Source organism: Ponticoccus sp. (in: a-proteobacteria) (assembly GCF_048381735.1).
In genome coordinates this window covers 132785-155297 of record NZ_JBLXGL010000001.1, presented here as the reverse complement: position 1 = coordinate 155297, position 22513 = coordinate 132785, and the positions used below count along the sequence as shown (strand labels likewise).

The following is a 22513-nucleotide window of genomic DNA, read 5'->3' as shown; positions in this document are numbered from 1 at the left end:
GCGGTAAAGTCCCTGTCCAGCGTGCTCCCCCCTCGTCAAGCGATCGCGTTTCGCGATTGCAGAACCGGATTTATTCATTGGAACGTTATCACTGCGCTGGATAGCGTCAACAGCGGAGGAGGCTCCGGGGGATCAAGGACAGCATCGACAGTTCGAAACCGTGCAGGCGCGCGGGCTTTGTTGTCGGCTCTCCCGGGGGTTTCACGGTCCGGGCCGGGCGCCCGGCCAAACCGCTATAGACCACGAGGAGGACATTTATGCAATTTGCCAAGACCGCCACAGCCGCCGCGCTTTTGCTGGCCGCCGCCACCGGCGCCGCCTGGGCCGAGTACCCCGAGCGCCCGATCCAGCTGATCGTGCCCTGGGGCGCGGGCGGCGGCACCGACGCCGTGGGCCGCCTGCTGGGCGCCGAGATCCAGAAGGAACTGGGCGTGCCGGTCAACGTCGTGAACCGCACCGGCGGCTCGGGCGTGGTGGGCCACAGCGCCATCGCCAATGCCGAAGCCGACGGCTACACCATCGGCATCATGACCATCGAGATCGACATGATGCACTGGCAGGGCCTGACGGAACTGACCTACGAGGACTTCGACATCCTCGCCATCGTCAACGCCGATCCGGGCGGCGTCATGGTCTCTGCCGATTCCGGCTTCGACAGCGTCGAGGCGCTGCTGGAAAGCATCAAGAGCGAACCCGCGGGCACCTACAAGGCATCGGGCACCGGCCAGGGCGGCATCTGGCACGTCGGCCTCGCCGGATGGCTGCTGTCCGAGGATCTGGCCCCCGACCACGTGACCTTCGTGCCCAGCCAGGGCGCGGCGCCGGGCCTGACCGACATGGTCGCGGGCGGTGTGGACATCATCCCCTCGTCGCTGGCCGAGGGCCGCTCGATGATCGACGCGGGCCGCGTGACGGCGCTGGCCAGCATGTCGGCGGAACGGCAAGAGGCCTTCCCGGACGTGCCGACGCTGGCGGAATCCACCGGCTCGGACTGGACCGTGGCCGTCTGGCGCTCTGTCGCCGCGCCCGCCGGCCTGCCGGACGAGGTCAAGACCAAGCTCATGGACGCGATCGAGACCGCCTATAACTCGGACGAGTACCAGACCTTCATGCAGGATCGCGGCTTTGGCCTGCGGTGGGCGCGCGGCGATGACGCGCGCGACATCGTGGCCGCCGACGACGCCGCCTTCGGCGAAGTCATGAAACAGGCCGGTCTGGCCGCCGAATAGGGCCCGACAGGCGAACGGGGGCCGGGGGATCTCGTTTCCTCCGGCCCCTTCCCGTCTCCGGGCCCCGAACACGAGGACAGCAGAATGCGCGTCACCGACCTGACCCTTGGGCTTCTGACCCTGCTGGGCGGCATTGCGATCTACATTTCCGCATGGGGCTTCAAGGCGATCCCCGGACAGGCCTACGGCGCGGGCACCATGCCGCGCGCCATCGCGCTGGTGACGGCGCTGACCGGCCTTTTCATCATCGTCAAGGCGGTCATCGCGGGCGAGCGCCTGCCCGGCCTGAAACTGGCCGAGTGGACCGCCAGCACGGCGGCGCTGGCCCGCATGGCCGCGGTGCTGGTGCTGATCCTCGCCTATATCCTGTTGTCGCCGGTGCTGGGCTTCCTGCCCACGGCCTTCGCGGTCATGGTCCTTGCGATGCTGGTGCTGCGCGTGCGGCTGATCATCGCCCTGCCGGTCTCGCTGGTGGCCGTGGTGGCGATCCAGCAGGCCTTCGGCAAGCTGCTTCTGGTGCCCCTGCCCCGCAGCTCTTTCCTGTCCTTCCTGTGGTGAGCCAAGCATGTCCGTAGTCCTCGACGCCGCCGGGCTTGTCTTTCAGCCCTCCGTCCTGCTGGTGATCCTTGCCGCCGCCGCCTTCGGCATGTTCGTCGGCGCCATTCCCGGCCTGACCGCGACCATGGCCACCGCGCTGCTGGTGCCCGTCACCTTCTTCATGGAGCCGGTGCCCGCCATCGCCGCCATCGTCACCGCCACCGCCATGGCGATCTTCGCGGGCGACATCCCGGGCACCTTGCTGCGCATGCCCGGCACGCCGGCCTCTGCCGCCTATGTGCAGGACGCCTATGCGCTGACCAAACAGGGCAGGCCAGAATCCGCCCTTGGGGCCTCTCTGGTCTTCTCGTCGCTGGGCGGCATCTTCGGCACGCTGGTGCTGATCACCGCCTCGCCGGTGCTGGCCGAAGTGGCGCTGAAATTCTCGTCCTTCGAATACTTCTGGCTTGTGGTGCTGGGCCTGTCCTGCGCGGTCTTCATCTCGCCCGGCTCACCGGCGCGCGGGCTGATTTCCCTGTTCATCGGCCTTTTCGCGGCGACCGTGGGGCTGGAGAACCCGGCGGGCGAGCCGCGCTATACCTTCGGCAATGTCGAGTTGATGGGCGGCGTGCAGTTCATCCCGGCGATGATCGGCCTCTTCGCCGTCTCCGAGGTCATCCGCGCCTTCATCCACCGGGGCAGCGACGAGAAACCGCCGCCCACGGGCCAGCGCGGCATCTTCCGCGAGCAGATCGGCAACATGGCGCGCTACCCGGTGCAGGCGCTGCGCGGCAGTGCCCTTGGCACCGCCATCGGCGCCCTGCCCGGCGCGGGCGCCGACATCGCCGCATGGATCAGCTACGCCGTGTCCAAGAAGTTCTCGAAGACGCCCGAGAAGTTCGGCAAGGGCCATGTCGAGGGGCTGGTCGAGGCCGGATCGTCGAACAACGGCGCCATGTCCGGCGCCTGGATCCCGGCGCTGGTCTTCGGCATCCCGGGCGATTCCATCACCGCCATCGTCATCGGCGTGCTTTACATCAAGGGTATCAACCCCGGCCCGATGGTCTTCATCACCCAGCCGCAGATGATCTACGCGGTCTTCATCGTCTTCCTGATCGCCAACCTGATCATGCTGCCGCTGGGCTGGATGGCCATCAAGGGCGCCCGGCAGGTGCTGTCGATCCCGCAGCGGGTGCTGATGCCGATCATCCTGATGTTCTGCATGGTCGGCTCTTTCGCCATCAACAACTCGGTCTTCGGGATCTGGCTGATGTTCGTCTTCGGCATCATCGGCTTCCTGATGGAGGAGAACGACATCCCCATCGCCCCCGCGATCCTCGGCCTTGTGCTGGGGCCGATGCTGGAACAGAACTTCGTCACCTCGATGATCAAGTCCGACGGCAGCTTCCTCGCCTTCTTCGAGCGCCCGATTGCCGCGGGGCTTGGCCTGTTCACCATTGCCGTCTGGATGATCCCGCTGGTGATGCTGCTGTTGCGCCGCCGCAGGGCCGGTGCGGCGGCCTGACCCGAAACCCCTGACCGAAAAGACCCAACGACCATGACCAAACCCGACCTTCTGCTTGTCGCCGACCTGTCCCCGCGCGTGGTGGACCAGCTTGACCAGGATTTCACCCTGCACCGCTATTGCGACGCCACGGACAAGGGCGCCTTCCTGAAGGCCCTGCCCGAGGGCCTGCGCTTTGTCGCCACCGGCGGCGGCACCGGCTGCTCGCGCGAAATCATCGAGGCCCTGCCCGCGCTGGAAATCATCTCGTCCTTCGGGGTCGGCTATGACGCCGTCGACGTCGAGGCGGCGAAGGAACACGGCGTGCGCGTGACCAACACGCCCGACGTGCTGAACGACTGCGTGGCCGAGGTGACCATGGCGCTGATGCTGGCGCTTGCGCACCGCCTGCCGGAAAGCCACGACTATGTCCGCGCGGGCCGGTGGGAGAACGAGGGCGCCATGCCGCTCACCGCCGAACTGACCGGGGCCACGGTGGGCATCATCGGGTTGGGCCGGATCGGGAAGGCCATCGCGCGGCTGGCGCAGGCCTTTTCCATGCGCGTCGTCTATCACGGCCGCTCCGAACAGGCGCACCAGCCCTTCCAGTACTACGACAACCCCGTGGACATGGCCCGCGACGTCGACTGGCTGGTGGTGATTGCGCCCAGCACGCCGCAGACCCGCGGCATCGTCAGCCGCGAGGTGCTGGAGGCTCTGGGCGCCGAGGGCCGTCTGGTCAATGTCGCGCGCGGCGATCTGGTGGACGAAGAGGCCCTGATCGAGGCGCTGTCGACCGGCAGCATCGCCGGGGCGGCGCTGGATGTCTTCGCGCAGGAACCGCATGTGCCCGAGGCGCTGCGCATGCAGGACAATGTCGTCCTGCTGCCCCATATCGGCAGCGCCACGCACAAGACGCGGGCCGCGATGGGCGATCTCGTGGTGAAGAACCTGCGGGCCCACCTGCGCGGCAACCCCGTGCTGACCCCGGTGGTCTGACCCCAGTGGTCCGACCCGGAGATCCGCCCGGCGTCGCTGCCGGGCGGCAAGGCCCCTTTTCCGCTTCGACCGGCGGCAGACCCGCACCCTCACGCCACCGGCCCGGTCCCATGCAGCGGGTCATCGCTCGGCGATACCCCGCCGGTCGGTCACGGAACAGACCGGCAGCCCCGGCTGTTGCACCCGAGGCCCGGTTGCATCCATCACCCATATGATGTTGTGGTCATGACCTGGGTTGGGTAAGCAAACGACCATTCGCCAAGGAAAAGCGACACATCTATGAAAATGCGCGACACGTTCCTCAAGCCGATGCATCCGGAAGGGCGGCGGTTTGTGGCCATCTTTGCGGCTGTCACAGCGGTGCTCTTCCTGCTTTCTTCCGTTCTGGGATGGCTGGGCGTCGGGCTGACGATCTGGTGCTACTACTTCTTCCGTGACCCGGCCCGCGCGACCCCGATCCGCGAGGGCCTGATCGTCAGTCCCGCCGATGGCGTGGTGTCGCTGATCGAGAAGGCCGTGCCGCCGTCGGAACTGGGCATGACCGATCAGCCGCTGACCCGCGTCAGCGTGTTCATGAGCGTCTTCAACTGCCACGTGAACCGCGCCCCCGTGGCGGGCCGGATCTCGGCCATCGCCTATCGGCCCGGCAAGTTCTTCAATGCCTCTCTGGACAAGGCCAGCGCCGACAACGAGCGCAACAGCCTGTGCATCGACATGGCGGACGGGCGGCAGATCGCCGTGGTCCAGATCGCGGGGCTGGTCGCGCGGCGGATCGTCTGCTTTTCCGCGCAGGGCGACAGCCTGGCAACCGGCGAACGGTTTGGCCTGATCCGCTTCGGCTCGCGGCTGGACGTCTACCTGCCGGATGGTGTGCCGCCGCTGGTCTCTTTGGGGCAGACCATGGTCGCGGGCGAGACGGTCCTTGCGGATCTGACCTCGGACGAGCCCGCACGTATTGCGCGAACAGATTGACGCATGCCTGACACCACGCCGGAAAAGAAACGGAAAATCAACGTCCTGCAGCTGTTGCCGAACCTGGTGACCATTTCGGCCATTTGCGCCGGCCTGTCCGCCATACGCTTTGGCTATGAAGGCGATTTCGAACTGGCCGTGCGCCTGGTTCTGGTGGCCTGCCTTCTGGACGGTCTGGACGGGCGGATCGCGCGCCTGACAAAAAGCGAGTCGCCGATCGGTGCGGAACTGGATTCCCTCGCGGATTTCCTGAACTTCGGCGTGGCGCCTGCCCTGATCATCTACCAATGGGCCCTGCAGGACTTTCAAAGCCTCGGCTGGATCGCTGTCCTGAGCTATTCCATCTGCTGCGTCCTGCGGCTGGCCCGGTTCAACGTCGACAGCCGGCTGGAGAAGGAAGGCCCGGGATCTGATTACTTTGTCGGCGTCCCCTCGCCGGCGGGCGCCGTCCTCGTGATGCTGCCCATGTTTGTCTCGTTCCTCTTCCCCGACCTTCTCCTGGCCGTGCCTGCGCTTATCGCCGGCCATGTCTTTCTGGTCGGCCTGCTGATGATCAGCCGCGTCCCGACCTATGCCTTCAAGCAGCTGACCATCGACCGCGGGAACGCCAAGTTTTTCCTTCTGGGCGCAGGACTTATGGCCGCAGCATTACTGACATATCTCTGGGCTACCCTGGCGCTGATGACATGTGCCTACATCTGCAGCCTGATCTGGGCGTTCCGATCCGCTCGCAAATCACGCACCGCAAAGGACTAACAAGATGGAACTCAGCGCAATCAAGACCTCTTACGCGCGGTGGGCGCCCGTCTACGACCATACCTTCGGCGCGATCACCAATGCCGGACGGCGCGCGGCGGTCGATTACATCAATGGACAAAACGCGACCAGCGTTCTGGAAGTCGGGGTCGGAACCGGCCTTGCGCTGCGCAACTACCGTTCGGACCTGTCGGTGACGGGTATCGATTTCAGCGAAGACATGCTGGGCAAGGCGCGGGAAAAGGTCGAGCGCCACGCGCTGGGGCATGTCCGGCACCTCCGACAGATGGATGCGCGGTCCCTCGATTTTCCGGACAATCACTTCGATGCCGTCGCCGCGATGCACATCATCTCGGTCGTGCCGGAACCGGAACGCGTGATGGCCGAGATCGCGCGGGTCTGCAAACCCGGCGGCAAGGTCGTCATCACCAATCACTTCGCGCAGGAGACCGGCATGCTGGCGCGGATCGAACGGTTCTTTGCGCCCTTCTCGAACCTTCTGGGCTGGCATTCGGATTTCGACATCGCCACCGTGCTGCAACAGCCGGACCTCGAGGTTGCAGAGACAAAGCCCCTGCCCCCCATCGGCATGATGACCTTCCTTGTGCTGCAAAAGGCGGAAGGCTGATCCGCCGGGAACAGGACCGGACAGACCACGGGCCGGGCCGCAGGCAGGCCCCGACAAGGCCTCTATCCCTCGACAGGCAGCCCCTGCGCCCCCGCGACGGGTAGCGGCGCCTTGCATCGGGCTGCGCGCTGCGTCACCGGGCGGCAGGCACCGCCCGGTGCGTGCCCGGGCCCCTGCCGGGATCCGGGACTGGTTTTCGGCGGCGGCACGCTTCCGAGCGGCCGGTCCGGGGCTGCCCTACTTCGTCTTTTTCAAGGCGGTGTCGAAGCGCCCCTCGACCGGAAGGCAGTTGCCCCTGTCGGTCTCGGCAAAGAAGCTGTCCTTGCGGCACAGCTCTGCCGTAAAGCTGCCGGTGATCGTCGAGCCCTCGTCCTTGAGCGAAAGCGAGTCGATGGCGATTTCCAGGTCGGGACCGATTGCCTCGCTGATATAGAAGGGCTCATTCATGCCCTCTGGCCACCACGACACAGAGGCATCCATCATCGCAGCCGAGGCGTCCGTTCCCATCAGCGATATCTCGATCGACAGGATACCCTGCATGATGTTTGCCGCCTCCGGGTCATGGGCCTGGATGCTCAGCGTGGAGACCGGACCGAAGATGCGCCATTCCGCGGTCGAGGTGCCCTCGGAGGGCACGTCGAGGGTTTCCCCCGCGTAGGCGGCCTCGCCGATGGTGGCCGTCACCGTGCCGACCGGCACCGTCTCGATCCGGGCCGTCGCCGTCTGGGACATGGCCAGCAAAGCGGTCACAAGGACAGAAAGTAGTTTCGTGTTCATACTCGTCTCCAAAGGTCTTGCGGGTCTTAAGGGAATGTCCAGCCGTCGTGTTCGACGCGGAAGATACGCAGCGGCGCGCCGGGCCGACCCGTGTCTGCGCGCAGCCGGAAGACGGCCGTGTGCCGCCGCCCGAAATTCTCGATATCGACGGTGATGGTGATCATGCCGCGGAACATGGGCTGTTCGGGGTCCGGTCGCGGAATGCCGACGCTGCCTTCGAAATCCTGCGCACCGTAGATCGGGTCGGCCTGAAGCGGCGTCGCCTTCAGGGAGGCCACAACCTCGGTGGAAAAGAAGGTGCCTGCATTTGCCGGGTTCAGCGGCTCCGGTCCACCCATGCGGGCCAGGCGCGCGCTCTCGTACAGGGCGCGGACCAGTTCCTGCGCCTCGCGGATCATCGCATCGCCCGGCACCGCATCGCTGTCAGAGGCGGGCACCGCGACCGGCTCGAGGCCATCCTCGATCAGGAAGCGCTGCGCCACCCAGCCGGCCTTGCTCATGTCCGCCGAGCGCATCAGGCACCACCGCTGCGGCAGCGCCTCGATCTGGGCCAGCGTCATGGCGGCGTAATGCGCCATGGTGAAGAAGGGCACGCAGGTGATTTCCTCCAGCCCCCGCGCATCATGCGCAAAGGTCTCGATCACCGGATAGCGGGTGCCGGGGCCCATCCGGGCATTCAGCACGTCATCCGCCGCCACCCCGGTCACCCGCCAGGCATCGGGACCATGCCCGTCGATCTCGGCACCCAGGGCGCCGGGCAGCAGGGCAAGGCCAATGGCGGCCACGACCGCTTCGAACCGTCTTCGCAAATGTCTTTTCATGATATCTCCATTCCATAGCGGCCCAGGGATGCAGGCCCCTGCGCCAAAAAGGGATCCGCCCGCCGACCGGGTGTGGTCGGCGGGCAGCTTGGCAAGGATCTCGCGCATCGTCGTCCAGCGCCCGTCCTTTGCATGGGCGCTGCTACCTCGGCTCGACGTGCCACGGGATCGCCACAAGCTCGAGCGCCTCCGTCGTCCCGTCCGCGTTCAGCAGCGGCACCGTCTGCCCCACCGTCATCCCCAGCAAGGTGACCCCGAGGAAGGTCTTGATCGGGATACCGGCCTGGTCATGTGCAAACCCCTCGTCAAAGAGGGTCCGGGACAGCGGTGCCGTGCCCCGGATAGAAAAGGTCACCCGCGAGCCCAGGGTGGCCACCGGCCCCCCCTGTTCCGCCGGAAGCCGCACATGAGCATCCTGAAGCTTGACCCTGATCAGGTGGGTGAGCAGAGGAAAGACACCGCTTTCGATTGCGGCGCATTGCCTGCGCAGCTCTTGAAGGCGCCGGAAGTCACGCTGCGACAACACCGACCGGATCGGGCGCATGGCCTGCACGCTTGCGAAGGCCCCGCTGTCAATCGCGACAGCCTCGTTGCGTGATCTGCCTGCGAAAGCCGCCGCTTCATTTGATGTTCGCATATCTTCTCCTCGGCCTGCCCGGCGCAGGCCACAAGACTTCAAAGCTGTTGGTGAAGAAGATCCCCGAGCGTGAAGGTCAGCCCATGCGCCCCCCTGCCCGGGGCAGGGAGCGGTTCAGCAGAGATCCGGGAAAAGCCCGGCCTCTGTTCAGGGATGAGCACACAGACATGAGGCAACGCTATGAAGTTTCTGACGCCAAGTCAAACGCGGCAGGGTCTTGGGGCAATGGCCGCCGCCGCCCGCCGGGCCGATCCTTCCACGCCGGGCCCGGCTACGGCCCGCGGCACCGAACACCGGCGCGGGCCGCGCGCCCCTGGCCTCGGGCGGGATGCCCGGGCGCCCCCCGGGGAGAGGCAGCGGCCCCCGCCCCTAGGCGCCAAAGGGCGCGCCCACCCGGGTGACCACCAAGGACCGGCTGGTGCCGTCCTCGGACATGAGACGCGTGCGCTGCCCGACCGACAGCCCGATGAGCGTGGCCCCCAGAAGCGAGTGAACGGGGATTTCTCCGGCACGCGCCACCAGACCGAAGCTGAGAACCCCGCTCTCGGTTTCCGTCTCATCCACAACGCAGGAAATGTGGCGTCCGAAGGCGGCAAGATCGGGTGGCGCCGCCCCCTCGATCGCATCCGCCGCCTGCAGCTTCCGGTTCAGAAGCTCCAGCAGGAGTTGGGAGTAGACGACACTGCTGTTGTCGGCGAAGCTCAGAAATCTCTCGATCTGCAGCCGGTCGGACGCTGTCAGGCGGCAGCCGCCATCCTTGCCCTCGGCCTGACATGTTTCGTCCTGCGGTATCGTTGACCCTGTTGCGTCAGGTATGGCCATGTTTCCCCCCGGAGAGACCTCCGACAATCTCAGCGCTTGTTCGAGATACCCCCGGGAGATCGCGGCGTGGAACACGCCCGCGCACCGCCCGGGGCTAGGGGCGGTTCAGCAGAAGAAACCGAAACGTGATCGGGTGCCTGACCATGGCAGTATGGTTGCCTGCCGCCCGGCGGGTGTCAATCCCGGTGCCCGGACCGTGACCGCAGCGTGACCGGAAAGTAACCCCGCGACAGCACCGCCCCCTCGGCATCGACCACCAGACGGAAGGCGCGGTCGCCACGGTAGAAGGTCATGCGCCAACGTCCCGCGTCCGCGCCCTCCCCGATCTCGGAGCGGCTGCTGATGAGGCCGCTCCGCATCTCTTCCCGGACCTGTGCTTCCGTGATCCCGAAGGCCCGCGCGAGGGCGGAGGCCTCTACGACAAAGCCGCTGTCGGTTCTGGATACCTCGCTCAATGCATCGCGCCCCTTGTCCTGATCCCGGGCCCTGCCCCCTGCCGCCTTGGCCCACGGGGCTCTGCGCGGCGTCGTCCGATTGCGCCCGACTCCAATAGGTATTTACAATACCACTTAAGGGCCGTACCACAACAGGACAACTGCGTCCAAGGTGCCACACCGATGACCTCCACCCAGACACCCCCCTCCCGCAGCCCCTCCGCGCGACCGGCGACCACCGCCGAGATCGAGGCAAGGACCGGGCTTGATGACGGGGTGCTGCGCGCGCTGGTTCATGCCTTTTATGACAAGATCCGCAGGGATCCGGTGCTTGGCCCGATCTTCGCGGCGCGCATCGACGACTGGCCGCCGCATCTGGAGCGGATGACCGCCTTCTGGTCCTCGGTCGCCCTGATGACGGGCCGCTACCATGGCGCCCCCGTGCCCAAGCATATCGGCCTTCCCATCGACCGGGGCCATTTCGAGCGCTGGCTCTGCCTCTTCCGCGAGGCCGCGACAGAGATCTGCACCGCCGCAGGCGCCGCCCATGTCATCGAGCGGGCCGAGCGCATTGCCCGGTCGCTCAGCTTCGCGGTCGAGGATGCCCGGGGCGGCGGCATCCCGAAACTGGCGTGAGGCAGGCATGGCCCGGCACCCCGATATCGACATCGCCCGCGTTCACGACAAGGCGCCCGACAGGGGCCGCGCGCGGCTGCTGGCAGACCGGATCTGGCCGCGCGGGGTCTCGAAAGCAGCGCAGCGACACGACGACTGGCTCAGGGGCATCGCGCCGACCGCCGCGCTCGGGGCAAGGTTCGGCCACGACCCGCAGAAACGGGGCGCCTTTCGCAACCGCCCCCTGCGCGAACTGTCGAACAAGGCGGACGCGGTCGGGCGCTGCCTCGCATGGTGCCGGGCAGGCCCCGCCCCCCTGCGCTTTGCCGCGCCGGACCGGGAGCACAATCAGGCGGTGGTGCTGCGGGACGATCTGAAGCAGCGCCTGAAGGAGAACACGTCATGACCGCCGGTTCCGGGTCCCTCCGCACGCCCCTGTGCGACCGTCTGGGATGTGACTATCCCGTCATCCTTGCTGGCATGGGCGGCGTCGCGCGCGCCGAACTGGCCGCCGCGGTCGCCAATGCCGGCGGCTTCCCGACGCTGGGGATGGTGCGCGAGGCGCCGTCGCTCATCCGATCGGAAATCGAGGCCTACCGCCGGCTGTCGGACCGCCCCTTCGCCGTCAACCTCATCCCGGCAGCCACCGATCCGGGCCTGCTGCACCGGCAGATCGAAACCTGTCTGTCGATGGAGGTCGCGATCTTCTCGTTCTTCTGGGACGTCCTGCCCGAGGCCATTGCCCGGGTGAAGGCGGCAGGCGCCCTTGTGCTGCACCAGGTCGGCACGCTGCCCGCAGCACGCGAGGCCGAGGCCGCCGGTGCGGATGTGCTGATCGCACAGGGGCAGAACGCGGGCGGACACGTGCACGGGCGCAGCCCGACCTTCGACCTGCTCCGCTCCGTGCTGGACGCCACGGCCCTGCCGGTTGTCGCCTCGGGCGGCATCGGCTCGGGCAAGGCGCTGGCCCGGGCGCTGACGCTTGGGGCGCAGGGGGTGCAGTGCGGCACCGCCTTTCTGGCCACCGAGGAATCCTTCGCCCACGACTATCACAAGCAGCGGATCGTGACCGCCCGGGGCGCGGATACCGTGCTGACCGACGGCTTCGTGCTGAACTGGCCCATGGGATCGGCGGTGCGCGTCCTGCGCAACAGTGTCACCGAGGCCTTCGGCCCGACCCTGATGGGACACGACCCCGAGAGGATCGCCCGTGAGGTCATCGCCTACGACGGCCCGACCCCGCGGCTGCGCCAGAGCACGGATTCGCCCCTGCGCACCACCAGCGGGGCGCTGGAACAGATGCCGCTTTACTGTGGCACCGGCGCGGATGACATCGACGCGATTGTCCCGGCGGCGCAGCGCCTGAACACCCTTTGCGCCGAGGCCCGCGCCCAGCTCGTATCGGACCGGCATTCACCCCCGGCGGGGCGATCATGAGCATCCTTCTGCTGCTGATACCGCTCTGACGATGGGCGCAACCGTCGTCGCGATCTGCGCACCGGCCTCACATGACTGCCGGTCGGGTGCGGCGGCCTCTGGACCCGGCCGCTTCCAGGCCTGCCATGCGGGTGCGGCGCCTTCCGCGTCCGGGCCGCCGTGGCCTGATACCCGTTTGCGCTGCCGGGCCATGCCGCCTGCCCTGGCAACCGCGCCATCCGCGCCGACATCGCCGTGCATGAAGCGGGCCGCAGGGTGATCCTTCCGGCCTGACCGCCGCGCGCTTCGTCAGCCTTCCGCCTCACGAAGCGCGCGGCGCAGCCTCTTGCGGTCCTCGAAGTCTTCGGTGACGTCGCGCATGATCGCCGCGATCGCCTGCAAGGCGCCCTCCGCGTCGCGCAGGGGCACGATGGAGAACTGGATCGAAATCTGCGCCCCGTCCTTCCGGAGCGCGGGCACCGCCAGCAGGTCGCCCGCGCCGTATTTCGTGTGGCCGGTCCGCATGGTTGTCTCGTAGCCGCGCCAGTGCCGCGCGCGCAGGCGCTCGGGCGTGATGATATCCAGCGACCGGCCAAGCGCCTCATCCTCGGCAAAGCCGAAGATCCGCTCGGCGCCGCCGTTCCAGTGCCGGATGATGCCCGCGCGGTCCGCGACCACCAGCGCGTCGGGCATCCCCTCGAAGAGCTGCCGCGCGATCTCGGCCCGGCCCAGCCTCATGCGCTGACCTCGACACCGCGCTCCGTCAGGATGACATCCATCGGAATATCGTGGGGTTGCGGGTAGATCGTGGGCAGCTGCGCCGAGGCGAGCCCCACGCCGATCCGGAAAGGCCGTGGCGACAGCGCCGCCAGCGTCCGGTCGAAATACCCGCCCCCGTAGCCCAGGCGATACCCCGCGCCGTCCCAGCCCATCAAAGGCGCAAGCACCACGTCCGGCACCACCTCGGGCGCCTCCGGTGGCGGCACGGGGATGTTCCAGTGACCGCGCTGCATCCGGGTTTGCGGGGTCCAGAGGCGGAACACCAGCGGCGCCGCCCGCGTCTCGACCAGCGGCAGCGCGATGCGGCGGCCCGCCGCGTGCATCGCGGTCATCAGCGGGCGCAGGTCCGGCTCGTCCTTGATCGGCCAGTAGAAAGAGACGATCTCGTCCCCCGCCCCGACCGTCTCTGCGCCAAGCAGCCTCTCCAGCCCGGCCATCAGCGCATCCCCGACGGCTTTCCTTTCGGGTGCGGCAAGCGCCCGGCGCGCCGCGCGCAGCCGCTCGCGTTCCGCCCTGCGCCACCGGGCCACGTCGCGCGCCTGTTCGGGGTCCACCGCCAGGGGATCGAAATACAGGGGATCGACCTCCGCCGCCATGCAGGGCGGGGAAGCGTGGTCGCCACGACCCTTGAAGCTGTTGGATCCGTTGCCCATTTTCGAACTCCGCGCTGCAAGAGATGCGTTCCGTCGCGCGGACAAGGCAGGCTTTGCGCGCCGGGGCTGTTCACACTTCTGGATACGCGCGATAACAGGCACTGTAAATACCACTTCACGGGGACCAGATGCGCCTGACCTCTTTCACCGACTACGGACTTCGCATGCTGATGCGTCTTGCCAGCGCGCCGGACCGGGCCTTTTCCACGGCCGATCTGGCCGAGGAATTCCAGCTGTCGCGCCACCATCTCATCAAGATCATGCAGAAACTCGGCCGGGCCGGGCTGGTGCAGACCCGCCGTGGCGGTGGCGGCGGCGCCACCCTGGCCCGCGCGCCCGCGGAGATCCGGCTGGGGGATGTGGTGCGCCTGCTGGAAGAGGGCCAGGCGCTGGTCGAATGCCTTCAGCCGGACGGCGGAGAATGCACGATCGACGGGTGCTGTCGCCTGAAGTCCCGGCTTCGGGTGGCCGAGATATCCTTTATCGAGAGCCTCAACCGCTCGACCCTTGCCGATATCGCCCTGCCCGCGCCGGAACCGGCCTGACAGCCCCGGCGCAAGCGGACCCTCTTGGTCGGATTTCATGGCGCGAACAGGCCGAAGCGGGGCAGCCTCACCCGGCTGGGAAACCGGGCGAAGCCGTGCGCTTTCCGGCTCAGCCCATCTGCTCCTTGCGCAGCAGGATCACCGTCCCGGCGGGGTCCGACGTCCAGTGCCCGGTGACATTGGTCAGCGGTTCCAGCTCATCCCGCCTGGGGCTGCCAAGGCGCGACAGGGCGGCGTCCGGGTCGTCGTCGAAAAGTTCGATCCACACATCCACCTGGCTCTGGTGCGGGACGCGGTCGATCCACAAGGTCAGGGCGCCGAAGACGAACCCCGTGCTGTCGTCCAGCTCGCGGGCGACCGGCAGCCCGACCTGGTCCCGGTAAAAGGCCACGGTGTCGTCCCAGCGATGCAGGGGAACCTTGATGGCAATGTTCTTTCCGGCTTCCATGGGATGCCTCTCCTCTTTCGGTCTTGGATTACTTGTAGAAACCGTCCCGCAGGTTGATGCCATGCTCCAGCCAGGCCTTCATGGCGCAGAGCATCGCCGTCCAGCCTTCGCAGTTGCCGAAGCACGAGGTCAGGCCGGCCTGGGTTTCGGGCCAGCCGAATTCGCTGATCCGCACAAGGCTGCGCCCCTCGTCCAGCGCGCTGAACTCCATGGTCACGGTTGTCCAGGTGGCGGTTGTGCCGTCCGCCTCCCATTGCAGCACGATCCTTTCGTTCGGCACGACCTCCTGCACCAGAACCGGGAAGGCGCCGGGAAAATCGTGGAAATCCCAGGTCACCTCGGCCCCGGTTTCCAGCCGGCCCCGCGCCCCGCCGGTGGTGAAGTATTTCGACAGGCGCTCGGGGGCGACAACGGCCTCGAAGACCTCTTCGACGGGTTTGGATATGCGCCCCGCCACGGTGAACCTGAGGTCCATGATGCGAATCCCCTTTGCTTTCCTTCAATCATGTTATAAAAACATAACATGTCAACCGAAGACACATTCGACGCCCTGTTCAAGGCGCTTGGCCACCGGGCGCGGCGACGGATCCTCGACCTGATCAAGGACGGCCCGCAGACCACCGGCGCGCTTTGCGCGCGGCTGACGGATCTCGACCGCTGCACGGTGATGCAGCACCTGTCGGTGCTGGAGAAGGCCGGGCTGGTGGTTGTCGAGCGGCGCGGGCGCGAACGCTGGAACCATCTCGACGCGCTGCCGATCCATGACGTCCAGAAACGCTGGATCGGGCCCTATGCCGCCCATGCGATGACGATGCTCTCGGATATCGAGGGGCTGGAGACTTCCGTCGAGGCCGACGACAACAGCCCCGCATGAGGTGCAGGGCGCCGACCTGACGGGGCAGCAGGCCTGCCATCCGCATGGTCATCCCCTGACGCCGACCGCTGCGCAGGCTTCCGTCCAACCTCGCCTTCTGCCCAAGCCCCCAAGAGCACCCGCGCGCGCCCCGTCACGCGACGGGTCCGGCCTTGCCCCGCGACCACCGGGGGAGGCGTTTCGCGGGCCCGGAGCCCTGCAAAAGGTGCCAGAAAGTCGCAGGCCCTGCCCTGCCCTTGATAACCAAAGGCGGATTGCCGATATCCCCATCATGACCCTGTTCAGTCTTCATACGAGGTTCCTGCTGAACGCAGGAAAAACACTGAACCGCCGGTAACCCCGGGCGGGATCAGGCCGCGTGCCTGTCCGCGCCTCGGGGTTTTCTCGATCTTTTTTCAGATCAGTCGACATGGCGCGCGCGCGCCAATCCGGTCGGACAGCTCCGCCTGCAAGCGGATTGTCCGGCCTGCGTCCCGGTTCAGTTTCCGCCTCATGGAGCATGACATGCACCCCAACCTCTTCATAGCCAGCAACCCTCACCTTTCGGCCCCCCGCACCGACCGCCAGAACCCCCGCAAGCCCGGCGCGCTTCGCCTTTGGCTTCGGGCCGCGTTCCGCAAGTTCCAGCGCCGCAAGATGATCGAAGCGCTTCAAGGCATGGACAATCGCCTGCTGCGCGACATCGGGATCGAACGCAGTGAGATCCCGCGCCTCGTCGACGGGCTGATCGAGCGCGAACCGGCCATGCGGTCGGTGTCTGCGGTTCGGCACCCCGATGCGACGGGGCGCGGCAACCGGGCAGCCTGAGGCGCGGCGACACAACCAGCAAGCGCACCGCCGGACGGTGTCGCTGCGCGGCTTTCGCCCCGGGGAGACCCCGATGGCGCAACTGAAAGGAGGCACACAATGATGATCAGCAAGGCCGATTTCGAAGACCTGTTTCCGCACCTCTTCCCGCCAGAGGACAAGGCCTTTTCGGTCGCGAAGCCGAAGGCCGCGGGCCGGGCCCGTCGGGACGACGATGGCGCGCGCGCAGCATCGGTGGAAACCGCCCCGCAAGGCACCCGCCACCCGCCCCGGAATGCATGGCCTGCAGGCGCCGGGCGCGCCGTCTGACCGCCAAAGCCCCCGGGGCGGGCGCGCGCCGCCGCCGCTGACGCGCGCCCCGCCCCGGGACAACCGGCTCACAGGATCGTGTTACCGGGCCGCATCCGCAATGACCCTGTTTCCCCCTCCCCCATGCGGCGCAGCCGGGGCCCTTGCCGTTCCGGCCCGGTCTCCAAGATTGACAGCCTGCACCCAATGACTAAGGTCTCCTTATGGTCACGCACGAGATCCTTTTCCGGTTTCTGCTTCTGAACCGCTCGGGTCCCCGGGCGGTCTGCGCATAAGCGCGTCTTCGACCACCCGGGGCTTTCTCACATCCTTGCATTGAGAACGCGGGCTTCGCCGCCCCGGGAGACACATCATGACCATCACCAGGATCACCCAGCTGCCGACCGGCAGGGAGGTTCGACCGCCCTTCAGACGCGCTGCTGCCCAGACCGGCTTTCGCCTCACGGTTGACGACCGGCTCGGCATCGAGCAGCTGCTTCGCCAAGAGGGAACCCGGAGTGCACCGAACCCGCCGCTGCTGAACGGGCTGCTGCGCCACAAGCTGCGGATCTCGCGGGGGGCGCAGGAACCGGCCTCGCTCGATCTCGTCGTGGCGGGCCGCCATGTCACCTACATGATCAGCGGCGAGGGGGCACGCAGCGGCGTGCTGTCGATGAACCCGGTGCCGGGTGCGGGTTATGTTCCGGTCGCGTCGCTGCTTGGGGCAACCCTGATCGGAATGCGCAAGCTGCAGAAGGTGCCGCTGTTGCGGGACGACGGGCAGATCGATGTCGTCGTCGTGCTGGATGTGAAGCCCCTGCCGGACCGCGACGCGGCCTGATGCCCCGATCCGCCAATGGCGGGTCAGGACCGTTGATTACCCAAATTTCAATCACACCACCAAAGGTGGAAAGGAAAAGACAATGACAAAGCAAAGCACAGCACCCCGCGGCACCGGCCGGCGGCCACGGGTCGTCATAGGGGACGACAGCCTGGCACGGCTCGAAGCCCTTGCCGAGGGCGCCTTCCAGCGCACCCCGGATCTTGCCGACCGGCTTCTGGGCGAAATCGGCCGGGCCCGTATCGTTGCCGAGGCGAAACTTCCGCCGAACGTGGTGGCCATCGGCCGCGCGGTGACCTACCGCGACGAAACCACCGGCCAGGACAAGACGGTCACCCCGGTCTATCCCGAGGATGCCGATATCGCACGCGGCCGGATCTCGATCCTGACACCGATCGGCGTCGCCCTGATCGGCCTGGCCGAGGGCGCATCGCTCTACTGGAATACCAGGGACGGAGAGCGGCGGGTTCTGACCGTGCTCAGTGTCGCGCCCCAGAATGCGCCCGAAGGGCTGGAAGCCCAATGATCCGCCTGTCCCGGGGCCTTGCCGAAGCCCATGACCCGCCCGGAAGGAGCCGCCCGATGCGCTGACGAAGCCACGACGCTCCTTCCGGGATATCGGCAATCGCGCCTGCGGCGCCTTCCCTTCCCGTTGAAAGAGGGTCTCATGACTCGTCACCTTCCGCGTTCCTGCCCGTCCTGCAAGTCATCGCTTCCCCGTGCAGCCGCGCACCGCTGTCCCAGCTGCCGGCACATTATCGGGGGGGTGACCCCCATCATCCGGATCTCCTGTCGTCGGTGCGGCTCTGCCGTCGAGCAACAGGCCGGAGCCGCCGTGACCTGCCTTCAGTGCCGGTCTCGGCGGCCATCATCGCGGTTTCTGCAGCAGGACTGCTGACATGAGGCTGGTCTCTCATCTCCGAAGGCTGTTCTGGCCTTCGCTCCTGCTGTTTTTTGCCGCCGGAATGGTGATTTTCGACCAGGCCGTCGAGCGACGGGTCGGAGTGTCTCTGCGCCTGATGGGCGGCATTGTTTGCTGGCTTGCCGCGGCCTGGATCGGCAGCCGGCTCTTCGGCCTGTTCGCAGACCGCCGGCGACGCCACAAACGGCCCTATCCGCGCCTGTTTCGCGACCTTGTGACGGTGCTTTTGTTCTTTGCCGCGCTTGTTGCCTCGGCCGCGCTCTTGCTGGATCGGGGGCTTCTGGGCGCGCTTGCGGGATCCAGCCTGATCCTCGCCGTGCTGGGGTTCGCGATCCGGAACGTCGTGGCCGATACGCTGTCCGGCATCGCACTGGGCATCGAGGCGCCCTACCGGATCGGAGACTGGGTCGACATCGAACAGGTGACAAAGGGCAAGGTCATCGAGATCGGCTGGCGCACGACACGGGTGCTGACGCTGGATTCGACCTACATGATCATGCCCAACAGCCAGATCGCGCGCCGACGCATCATCAACTACTCTGCCCCGAAACCGCAGTATCGCGCGCAGCTGTCCCTGAAGCTTGCACAGGAGGTGCCCGTGGAGACCGCCAAGGCATTGATCCTGAAGGCCGTGGGAGAGGCGCGCCTGATCCAGGCCGATCCGGCCCCGGACGTGCGCGTGCAAGAGCTGGGCAGCGACAGCAATTCCTATGCGGTGCGGTTCTGGCTGTCGCGCTTCGAACGGGACGCCGACTGCCGGGACGAGCTGCTGTCGCTGATCGACCGCGCCCTGCGGCAGGCAAAGGTCCCGATGCCCCGCATGCAGATCGAACTGGCCCGGCCCGGCGGGAAAACCATGCCCCCCTACGATCACGAAGCCGAGCTTGCGCGGATCTTCCCCACGCCGCCCGGGACAGCGCGCATAGAGGCATGACGCGGCCCCGGCGGTCGGCATGGCACGCTGTCCGCCTGTTCCGGGGGGACGGACAGCGCCACGGGCCGCACCGGCTGCACATGGCTGCACAACCGCCGGAAGCCCCGGCAGGCGTATCCTGCGGCAGAGGCTGACCCACGCCGCGACGCCCCCGAGGCCCTCGCAAGGCAGACCATCGGCAGGGCGAACCACAGCACTCCCGCCAAAAGCGCGCGCCGGGTCCTGCGCACAATCCCTCTGGCCCCCGCCCCTGCCAGGGCGTACCGATAACGTGCCATGCCGCCGCCGCGCGGCCCCCTGCCCGAAAGGAGCCCGCCATGACCGAACGCCCGAACTCCCTGCACGCCTCCGACATCGCCCATTCCATGCACCCCTACACCAACATGCGCGCGCATGAGGAAAAGGGGCCGATGATCATCACAAAGGGTGACGGCGTGCGCGTCCACGACGATCAGGGCAAGGAATACATCGAGGCGCTGGCGGGCCTCTGGTCGGTGGCCGTGGGCTTTTCCGAGACGCGGCTGGCGGATGCCGCCTACGAGCAGCTGAAGCGCCTGCCCTATTACCACAGCTTCGCCCACAAGGCGCACGAGCCTTCGATCCGGCTGGCCGAGAAGCTGGCCGAGATGGCGCCCGAGGGCATGAACCGCGTGTTCTTCAACAACTCCGGCTCCGAGGCCAACGACACGGTGGTGAAGATGGCCTGGTTCCTGAACAACGGCCTTGGCCGCCCGGAGAAGAAGAAGTTCCTCGCCCGCAACAAGGGCTATCACGGCATCACCATCGCCTCGGGTTCGCTGACCGGGCTGCCGGGCAACCACAAGGACTTCGACCTGCCCGCGATCCCGGTGACACATCTGACCTGCCCGCATTACTGGCGCTGGGGCGAGAATGGCGAGAGCGAAGCACAGTTCACCGCGCGCCTGCTGAAGGAACTGGAGGACACCATCGAGCGCGAGGGCCCCGAGACCATCGCCGCCTTCATCGGCGAGCCGGTCATGGGGGCGGGCGGCGTCATGCTTCCGCCCGAGGGCTACTGGCCGGGCGTCGAGGCGATCTGCCGCAAGCACGACATCCTGCTGGTCTCGGACGAGGTCATCAACGGCTTCGGTCGGCTCGGGACCACATGGGGCTGCCAGAAGATGGGCTTCACCCCCGACATTCTTGTGACCTCGAAGCAGCTGACCTCTTCCTACATGCCGCTGGCCGCGATCATCGTGAACGACCGCGTCTATGACGCCATCGCCGACAACTCCGCTAAGCTCGGCACCTTCGGGCATGGCTTCACCGGTTCGGGCCACCCGGTCGCCTGTGCCGTGGGGCTGGAGAACCTCGCCATCATCGAGGAACGCGACCTGATGGGCAACGCCGCGCGGCTGGAAGAGGTCTTCCAGAGCGGGTTGCGCAAGTTCGCCGATCACCCGCTGGTGGGCCAGGTGCGCGGAACCGGCCTGATTGCGGGGCTGGAGCTTGCGAAGAACCGCGAGACGAAGGAAAGCTTCGCGCCCGCCGGCAGCATGGCGCCGCGCGTGGTGGCCGCCTGCGCCGACGAAGGCCTGATCGTCCGCGCGGTCTACGAGACGGTGGCGCTTTGCCCGCCGCTGATCGTGACCGAAGCCGACGTCGCCGAGATCCACGCCCGGCTGGGGCGCGCGCTCGACCGGGTTCTGGCGGAGGTGAGGGCCGAGGGGCTGCTCTAGCCAGAGACTTCGACGAAGACTCTGGCGGACGAGAAGTCTTCGTCGAAGACTTCTCGGACCGCGCAAACGAAGAGACCCCGCGCTGGATGGCGCGGGGTCTTTTTGGTTTGGGGCCTTGGAGACCGGGCCTGCTCAGGGGTGCGCGCTGAGCTTTCCCGCGGAAAGGCAGCCTTTCCCTTGGGACTTCGAGCTGGCAGGCCTCCCGGGGCTCCGCCCGTTCGGCGCTTGGACAGTCCCCCGGACTGTCCATCCGGGCCCAGGGGCCCGGAACCGCTGGGGCTTCGCCCGTTCGGCGCTTGGACAGTCCCCCGGACTGTCCATCCGGGCCCCTGGGCCCGGAACCGCGCCTCACCCCCCAAAGTCGTCCAGCATGATGTCTTCGCGGTCGACGCCAAGTTCGAGCAGCATGTTGATCACCGACTGGTTCATGATCGGCGGACCACACATGTAGTACTCGCAATCCTCCGGTGCCGGGTGGTTCTTGAGGTATTCCTCATAGAGCACGTTGTGGATGAAGCCGGTGTAGCCGCCCCAGTCGTCCTCGGGCAGCGCATCGGACAGCGCCACGTGCCAGGTGAAGTTCGGGAATTCCTCGGCCAGCTGGTCGAAGTCCTCGACGAAGAACATCTCGCGCTTGGACCGGGCGCCGTACCAGAAGGTGATCTTGCGGTCGCGGTTCTCCAGCCGCTTGAGCTGGTCGAAGATATGCGAGCGCATGGGGGCCATGCCCGCGCCGCCGCCGATGAAGACCATCTCCTTGTTGGTGTCGCGGGCGAAGAACTCGCCGAACGGACCCGAGATCGTCACCTTGTCGCCCGGCTTCAGGTTGAAGATGTAGGACGACATCTTGCCCGGCGGGATGCCCTGCGTGCCCGGCGGCGGAGAGGCCACGCGCACGTTCAGCATGATCAGCCCCTTCTCGTCGGGGTAGTTCGCCATGGAATAGGCCCGCTCGATCGGCTCATCCACGGTGGACTCGTACTGCCACAGGTTGAACTTGTCCCAATCCGGGCGGTACTCCTCCTCGATGTCGAAGTCCTTGTAGCTGACGTGATGCGCGGGCGCCTCGATCTGGATGTAGCCACCGGCGCGGAAGTTCACGTCCTCGCCCTCGGGCAGTTCCAGCACGAGGTTCTTGATGAAGGTCGCGACGTTCTCGTTGGAGCGCACGGTGCACTCCCACTTCTTGACGCCGAAGACCTCTTCGGGAACCTCGATCTTCATGTCCTGCTTGACCGCGACCTGACAGGACAGACGGTCGCCGCAAGAGGCTTCGCGCTTGGTGATGTGGCTTTCCTCGGTCGGCAGGATCGACCCGCCGCCCTCGTGGATGCGCACCCGGCACTGCGCGCAGGTGCCGCCGCCGCCGCAGGCCGAGGGCACGAAGAGCTTCGCCTCGGCCAGCGTCTGCAACAGCTTGCCGCCGGCGGGGACCGAAATGGTCTTCTCGCCGTTGATCTCGATGTTGACGTTGCCCGTCGAGACGAGCTTCGACCGCGCGGCAAGGATGACCGTCACAAGCACAAGCACGATCACGGTGAAAAGGGCGATGCCCAGTCCGAAGGTTTCCATGA

29 protein-coding genes are annotated in these 22513 nt (G+C 66.9%); 19 read left to right on the top strand and 10 right to left on the bottom strand.

Annotation, left to right across the window (positions count from 1 at the left end; translation table 11 throughout):
• Positions 1 to 257: 257 nt before the first annotated feature.
• The 7 genes from ACN5KJ_RS00755 to ACN5KJ_RS00725 all read left to right on the top strand — a co-directional run bounded on the left by ACN5KJ_RS00755 (position 258) and on the right by ACN5KJ_RS00725 (position 6625).
• Positions 258 to 1229 carry a tripartite tricarboxylate transporter substrate binding protein gene (locus tag ACN5KJ_RS00755; protein WP_206564506.1) on the top strand — a complete coding sequence of 324 codons (972 nt, stop codon included), beginning with the start codon at positions 258 to 260 and terminating at the stop codon, positions 1227 to 1229.
• An 84-nt stretch (positions 1230 to 1313) separates the two neighbouring features.
• Positions 1314 to 1787 carry a tripartite tricarboxylate transporter TctB family protein gene (locus tag ACN5KJ_RS00750; RefSeq protein ID WP_347167141.1) on the top strand — a complete coding sequence of 158 codons (474 nt, stop codon included), beginning with the start codon at positions 1314 to 1316 and terminating at the stop codon, positions 1785 to 1787.
• A 7-nt stretch (positions 1788 to 1794) separates the two neighbouring features.
• Complete coding sequence (locus ACN5KJ_RS00745; protein ID WP_418591597.1) at positions 1795 to 3291, top strand: tripartite tricarboxylate transporter permease; 1497 nt, start codon at positions 1795 to 1797, stop codon at positions 3289 to 3291.
• A gap of 33 nt (positions 3292 to 3324) precedes the next feature.
• Positions 3325 to 4269, top strand: coding sequence for a 2-hydroxyacid dehydrogenase (locus ACN5KJ_RS00740; protein ID WP_418591595.1), 945 nt, complete (start codon positions 3325 to 3327; stop codon positions 4267 to 4269).
• A 279-nt stretch (positions 4270 to 4548) separates the two neighbouring features.
• Positions 4549 to 5241, top strand: coding sequence for a phosphatidylserine decarboxylase (locus ACN5KJ_RS00735; protein WP_418591593.1), 693 nt, complete (start codon positions 4549 to 4551; stop codon positions 5239 to 5241).
• Positions 5242 to 5244: 3 nt separating this feature from the next.
• Complete coding sequence (gene pssA, locus ACN5KJ_RS00730; RefSeq protein WP_347167137.1) at positions 5245 to 5997, top strand: CDP-diacylglycerol--serine O-phosphatidyltransferase; 753 nt, start codon at positions 5245 to 5247, stop codon at positions 5995 to 5997.
• 4 nt (positions 5998 to 6001) lie between these two features.
• On the top strand, positions 6002 to 6625 hold the full coding sequence (locus ACN5KJ_RS00725) for a class I SAM-dependent methyltransferase (RefSeq protein WP_418591591.1): 624 nt from the start codon (positions 6002 to 6004) through the stop codon (positions 6623 to 6625).
• A gap of 237 nt (positions 6626 to 6862) precedes the next feature.
• On the opposite strand, the gene ACN5KJ_RS00720 is transcribed toward ACN5KJ_RS00725, so the two are convergent.
• From ACN5KJ_RS00720 to ACN5KJ_RS00710, 3 genes are all read right to left on the bottom strand, one after another.
• Positions 6863 to 7402, bottom strand: a complete 540-nt coding sequence (locus tag ACN5KJ_RS00720) for a hypothetical protein (protein WP_418591589.1) — start codon at positions 7400 to 7402, stop codon at positions 6863 to 6865.
• 26 nt (positions 7403 to 7428) lie between these two features.
• Positions 7429 to 8223 carry a hypothetical protein gene (locus ACN5KJ_RS00715; protein ID WP_418591587.1) on the bottom strand — a complete coding sequence of 265 codons (795 nt, stop codon included), beginning with the start codon at positions 8221 to 8223 and terminating at the stop codon, positions 7429 to 7431.
• Between the two features lie 142 nt (positions 8224 to 8365).
• Positions 8366 to 8599 carry a hypothetical protein gene (locus tag ACN5KJ_RS00710; protein ID WP_418591586.1) on the bottom strand — a complete coding sequence of 78 codons (234 nt, stop codon included), beginning with the start codon at positions 8597 to 8599 and terminating at the stop codon, positions 8366 to 8368.
• 30 nt (positions 8600 to 8629) lie between these two features.
• Between ACN5KJ_RS00710 and ACN5KJ_RS00705 the strand changes: the two genes are divergently transcribed.
• Positions 8630 to 8821: a hypothetical protein gene (locus tag ACN5KJ_RS00705; protein WP_418591584.1), complete on the top strand. Its 192-nt coding sequence runs from the start codon at positions 8630 to 8632 to the stop codon at positions 8819 to 8821.
• A 408-nt stretch (positions 8822 to 9229) separates the two neighbouring features.
• Here ACN5KJ_RS00705 and ACN5KJ_RS00700 read toward each other — a convergent pair whose 3' ends face one another.
• Complete coding sequence (locus tag ACN5KJ_RS00700) at positions 9230 to 9682, bottom strand: hypothetical protein (RefSeq protein ID WP_418591582.1); 453 nt, start codon at positions 9680 to 9682, stop codon at positions 9230 to 9232.
• Between the two features lie 176 nt (positions 9683 to 9858).
• Complete coding sequence (locus ACN5KJ_RS00695) at positions 9859 to 10137, bottom strand: DUF6522 family protein (RefSeq protein ID WP_418591580.1); 279 nt, start codon at positions 10135 to 10137, stop codon at positions 9859 to 9861.
• A 162-nt stretch (positions 10138 to 10299) separates the two neighbouring features.
• On the opposite strand from ACN5KJ_RS00695, the gene ACN5KJ_RS00690 reads away from it, so the two are divergent.
• The 3 genes from ACN5KJ_RS00690 to ACN5KJ_RS00680 are packed head-to-tail and all read left to right on the top strand — an operon-like array spanning position 10300 to position 12168.
• Positions 10300 to 10752: a group III truncated hemoglobin gene (locus ACN5KJ_RS00690; RefSeq protein WP_347167129.1), complete on the top strand. Its 453-nt coding sequence runs from the start codon at positions 10300 to 10302 to the stop codon at positions 10750 to 10752.
• A 7-nt stretch (positions 10753 to 10759) separates the two neighbouring features.
• The gene (locus tag ACN5KJ_RS00685) at positions 10760 to 11137 is read left to right on the top strand and encodes a DUF488 domain-containing protein (protein ID WP_418591578.1); all 378 of its coding nucleotides are present in this window, start codon (positions 10760 to 10762) and stop codon (positions 11135 to 11137) included.
• The gene (locus tag ACN5KJ_RS00680) at positions 11134 to 12168 is read left to right on the top strand and encodes an NAD(P)H-dependent flavin oxidoreductase (RefSeq protein ID WP_418591576.1); all 1035 of its coding nucleotides are present in this window, start codon (positions 11134 to 11136) and stop codon (positions 12166 to 12168) included. Before ACN5KJ_RS00685 ends, ACN5KJ_RS00680 begins: the two co-directional genes overlap by 4 nt.
• Before the next feature lie 288 nt (positions 12169 to 12456).
• On the opposite strand, the gene ACN5KJ_RS00675 is transcribed toward ACN5KJ_RS00680, so the two are convergent.
• Together ACN5KJ_RS00675 and ACN5KJ_RS00670 are read right to left on the bottom strand one after the other, a co-directional pair.
• Positions 12457 to 12885 (bottom strand): PAS domain S-box protein, encoded by a 429-nt coding sequence (locus ACN5KJ_RS00675; protein ID WP_347167126.1) that lies wholly within the window; start codon positions 12883 to 12885, stop codon positions 12457 to 12459.
• Positions 12882 to 13580 (bottom strand): 5-formyltetrahydrofolate cyclo-ligase, encoded by a 699-nt coding sequence (locus ACN5KJ_RS00670; protein ID WP_418591573.1) that lies wholly within the window; start codon positions 13578 to 13580, stop codon positions 12882 to 12884. The genes ACN5KJ_RS00675 and ACN5KJ_RS00670 overlap by 4 nt, the downstream gene beginning before the upstream one ends.
• 128 nt (positions 13581 to 13708) lie before the next feature.
• Here ACN5KJ_RS00670 and ACN5KJ_RS00665 point away from each other — a divergent pair, with 128 nt between their 5' ends.
• The gene (locus ACN5KJ_RS00665) at positions 13709 to 14125 is read left to right on the top strand and encodes an Rrf2 family transcriptional regulator (protein WP_418591572.1); all 417 of its coding nucleotides are present in this window, start codon (positions 13709 to 13711) and stop codon (positions 14123 to 14125) included.
• A gap of 109 nt (positions 14126 to 14234) precedes the next feature.
• On the opposite strand, the gene ACN5KJ_RS00660 is transcribed toward ACN5KJ_RS00665, so the two are convergent.
• Both ACN5KJ_RS00660 and ACN5KJ_RS00655 read right to left on the bottom strand, forming a co-directional pair.
• Complete coding sequence (locus ACN5KJ_RS00660; protein WP_418591570.1) at positions 14235 to 14573, bottom strand: hypothetical protein; 339 nt, start codon at positions 14571 to 14573, stop codon at positions 14235 to 14237.
• 28 nt (positions 14574 to 14601) lie between these two features.
• Positions 14602 to 15048 carry an SRPBCC family protein gene (locus tag ACN5KJ_RS00655; protein ID WP_347167123.1) on the bottom strand — a complete coding sequence of 149 codons (447 nt, stop codon included), beginning with the start codon at positions 15046 to 15048 and terminating at the stop codon, positions 14602 to 14604.
• A gap of 48 nt (positions 15049 to 15096) precedes the next feature.
• Between ACN5KJ_RS00655 and ACN5KJ_RS00650 the strand changes: the two genes are divergently transcribed.
• From ACN5KJ_RS00650 to ACN5KJ_RS00620, 7 genes are all read left to right on the top strand, one after another.
• Positions 15097 to 15447, top strand: coding sequence for an ArsR/SmtB family transcription factor (locus ACN5KJ_RS00650; RefSeq protein ID WP_418591567.1), 351 nt, complete (start codon positions 15097 to 15099; stop codon positions 15445 to 15447).
• A gap of 504 nt (positions 15448 to 15951) precedes the next feature.
• Positions 15952 to 16254, top strand: coding sequence for a DUF1127 domain-containing protein (locus tag ACN5KJ_RS00645; RefSeq protein ID WP_418591565.1), 303 nt, complete (start codon positions 15952 to 15954; stop codon positions 16252 to 16254).
• Between the two features lie 99 nt (positions 16255 to 16353).
• Positions 16354 to 16563 carry a hypothetical protein gene (locus ACN5KJ_RS00640; protein ID WP_418591563.1) on the top strand — a complete coding sequence of 70 codons (210 nt, stop codon included), beginning with the start codon at positions 16354 to 16356 and terminating at the stop codon, positions 16561 to 16563.
• Positions 16564 to 16915: 352 nt separating this feature from the next.
• On the top strand, positions 16916 to 17383 hold the full coding sequence (locus ACN5KJ_RS00635) for a hypothetical protein (RefSeq protein WP_418591562.1): 468 nt from the start codon (positions 16916 to 16918) through the stop codon (positions 17381 to 17383).
• Positions 17384 to 17465: 82 nt separating this feature from the next.
• Positions 17466 to 17909 (top strand): nucleoside diphosphate kinase regulator, encoded by a 444-nt coding sequence (gene rnk / locus ACN5KJ_RS00630; protein ID WP_418591560.1) that lies wholly within the window; start codon positions 17466 to 17468, stop codon positions 17907 to 17909.
• A 373-nt stretch (positions 17910 to 18282) separates the two neighbouring features.
• Entirely contained in the window at positions 18283 to 19239 is a 957-nt protein-coding gene (locus tag ACN5KJ_RS00625) for a mechanosensitive ion channel family protein (RefSeq protein WP_418591558.1), read from the top strand.
• A 317-nt stretch (positions 19240 to 19556) separates the two neighbouring features.
• Positions 19557 to 20939: an aspartate aminotransferase family protein gene (locus tag ACN5KJ_RS00620; RefSeq protein ID WP_418591556.1), complete on the top strand. Its 1383-nt coding sequence runs from the start codon at positions 19557 to 19559 to the stop codon at positions 20937 to 20939.
• A 348-nt stretch (positions 20940 to 21287) separates the two neighbouring features.
• Here ACN5KJ_RS00620 and nqrF read toward each other — a convergent pair whose 3' ends face one another.
• The gene (gene nqrF, locus ACN5KJ_RS00615) at positions 21288 to 22511 is read right to left on the bottom strand and encodes an NADH:ubiquinone reductase (Na(+)-transporting) subunit F (RefSeq protein WP_418591554.1); all 1224 of its coding nucleotides are present in this window, start codon (positions 22509 to 22511) and stop codon (positions 21288 to 21290) included.
• Positions 22512 to 22513: the final 2 nt, after the last annotated feature.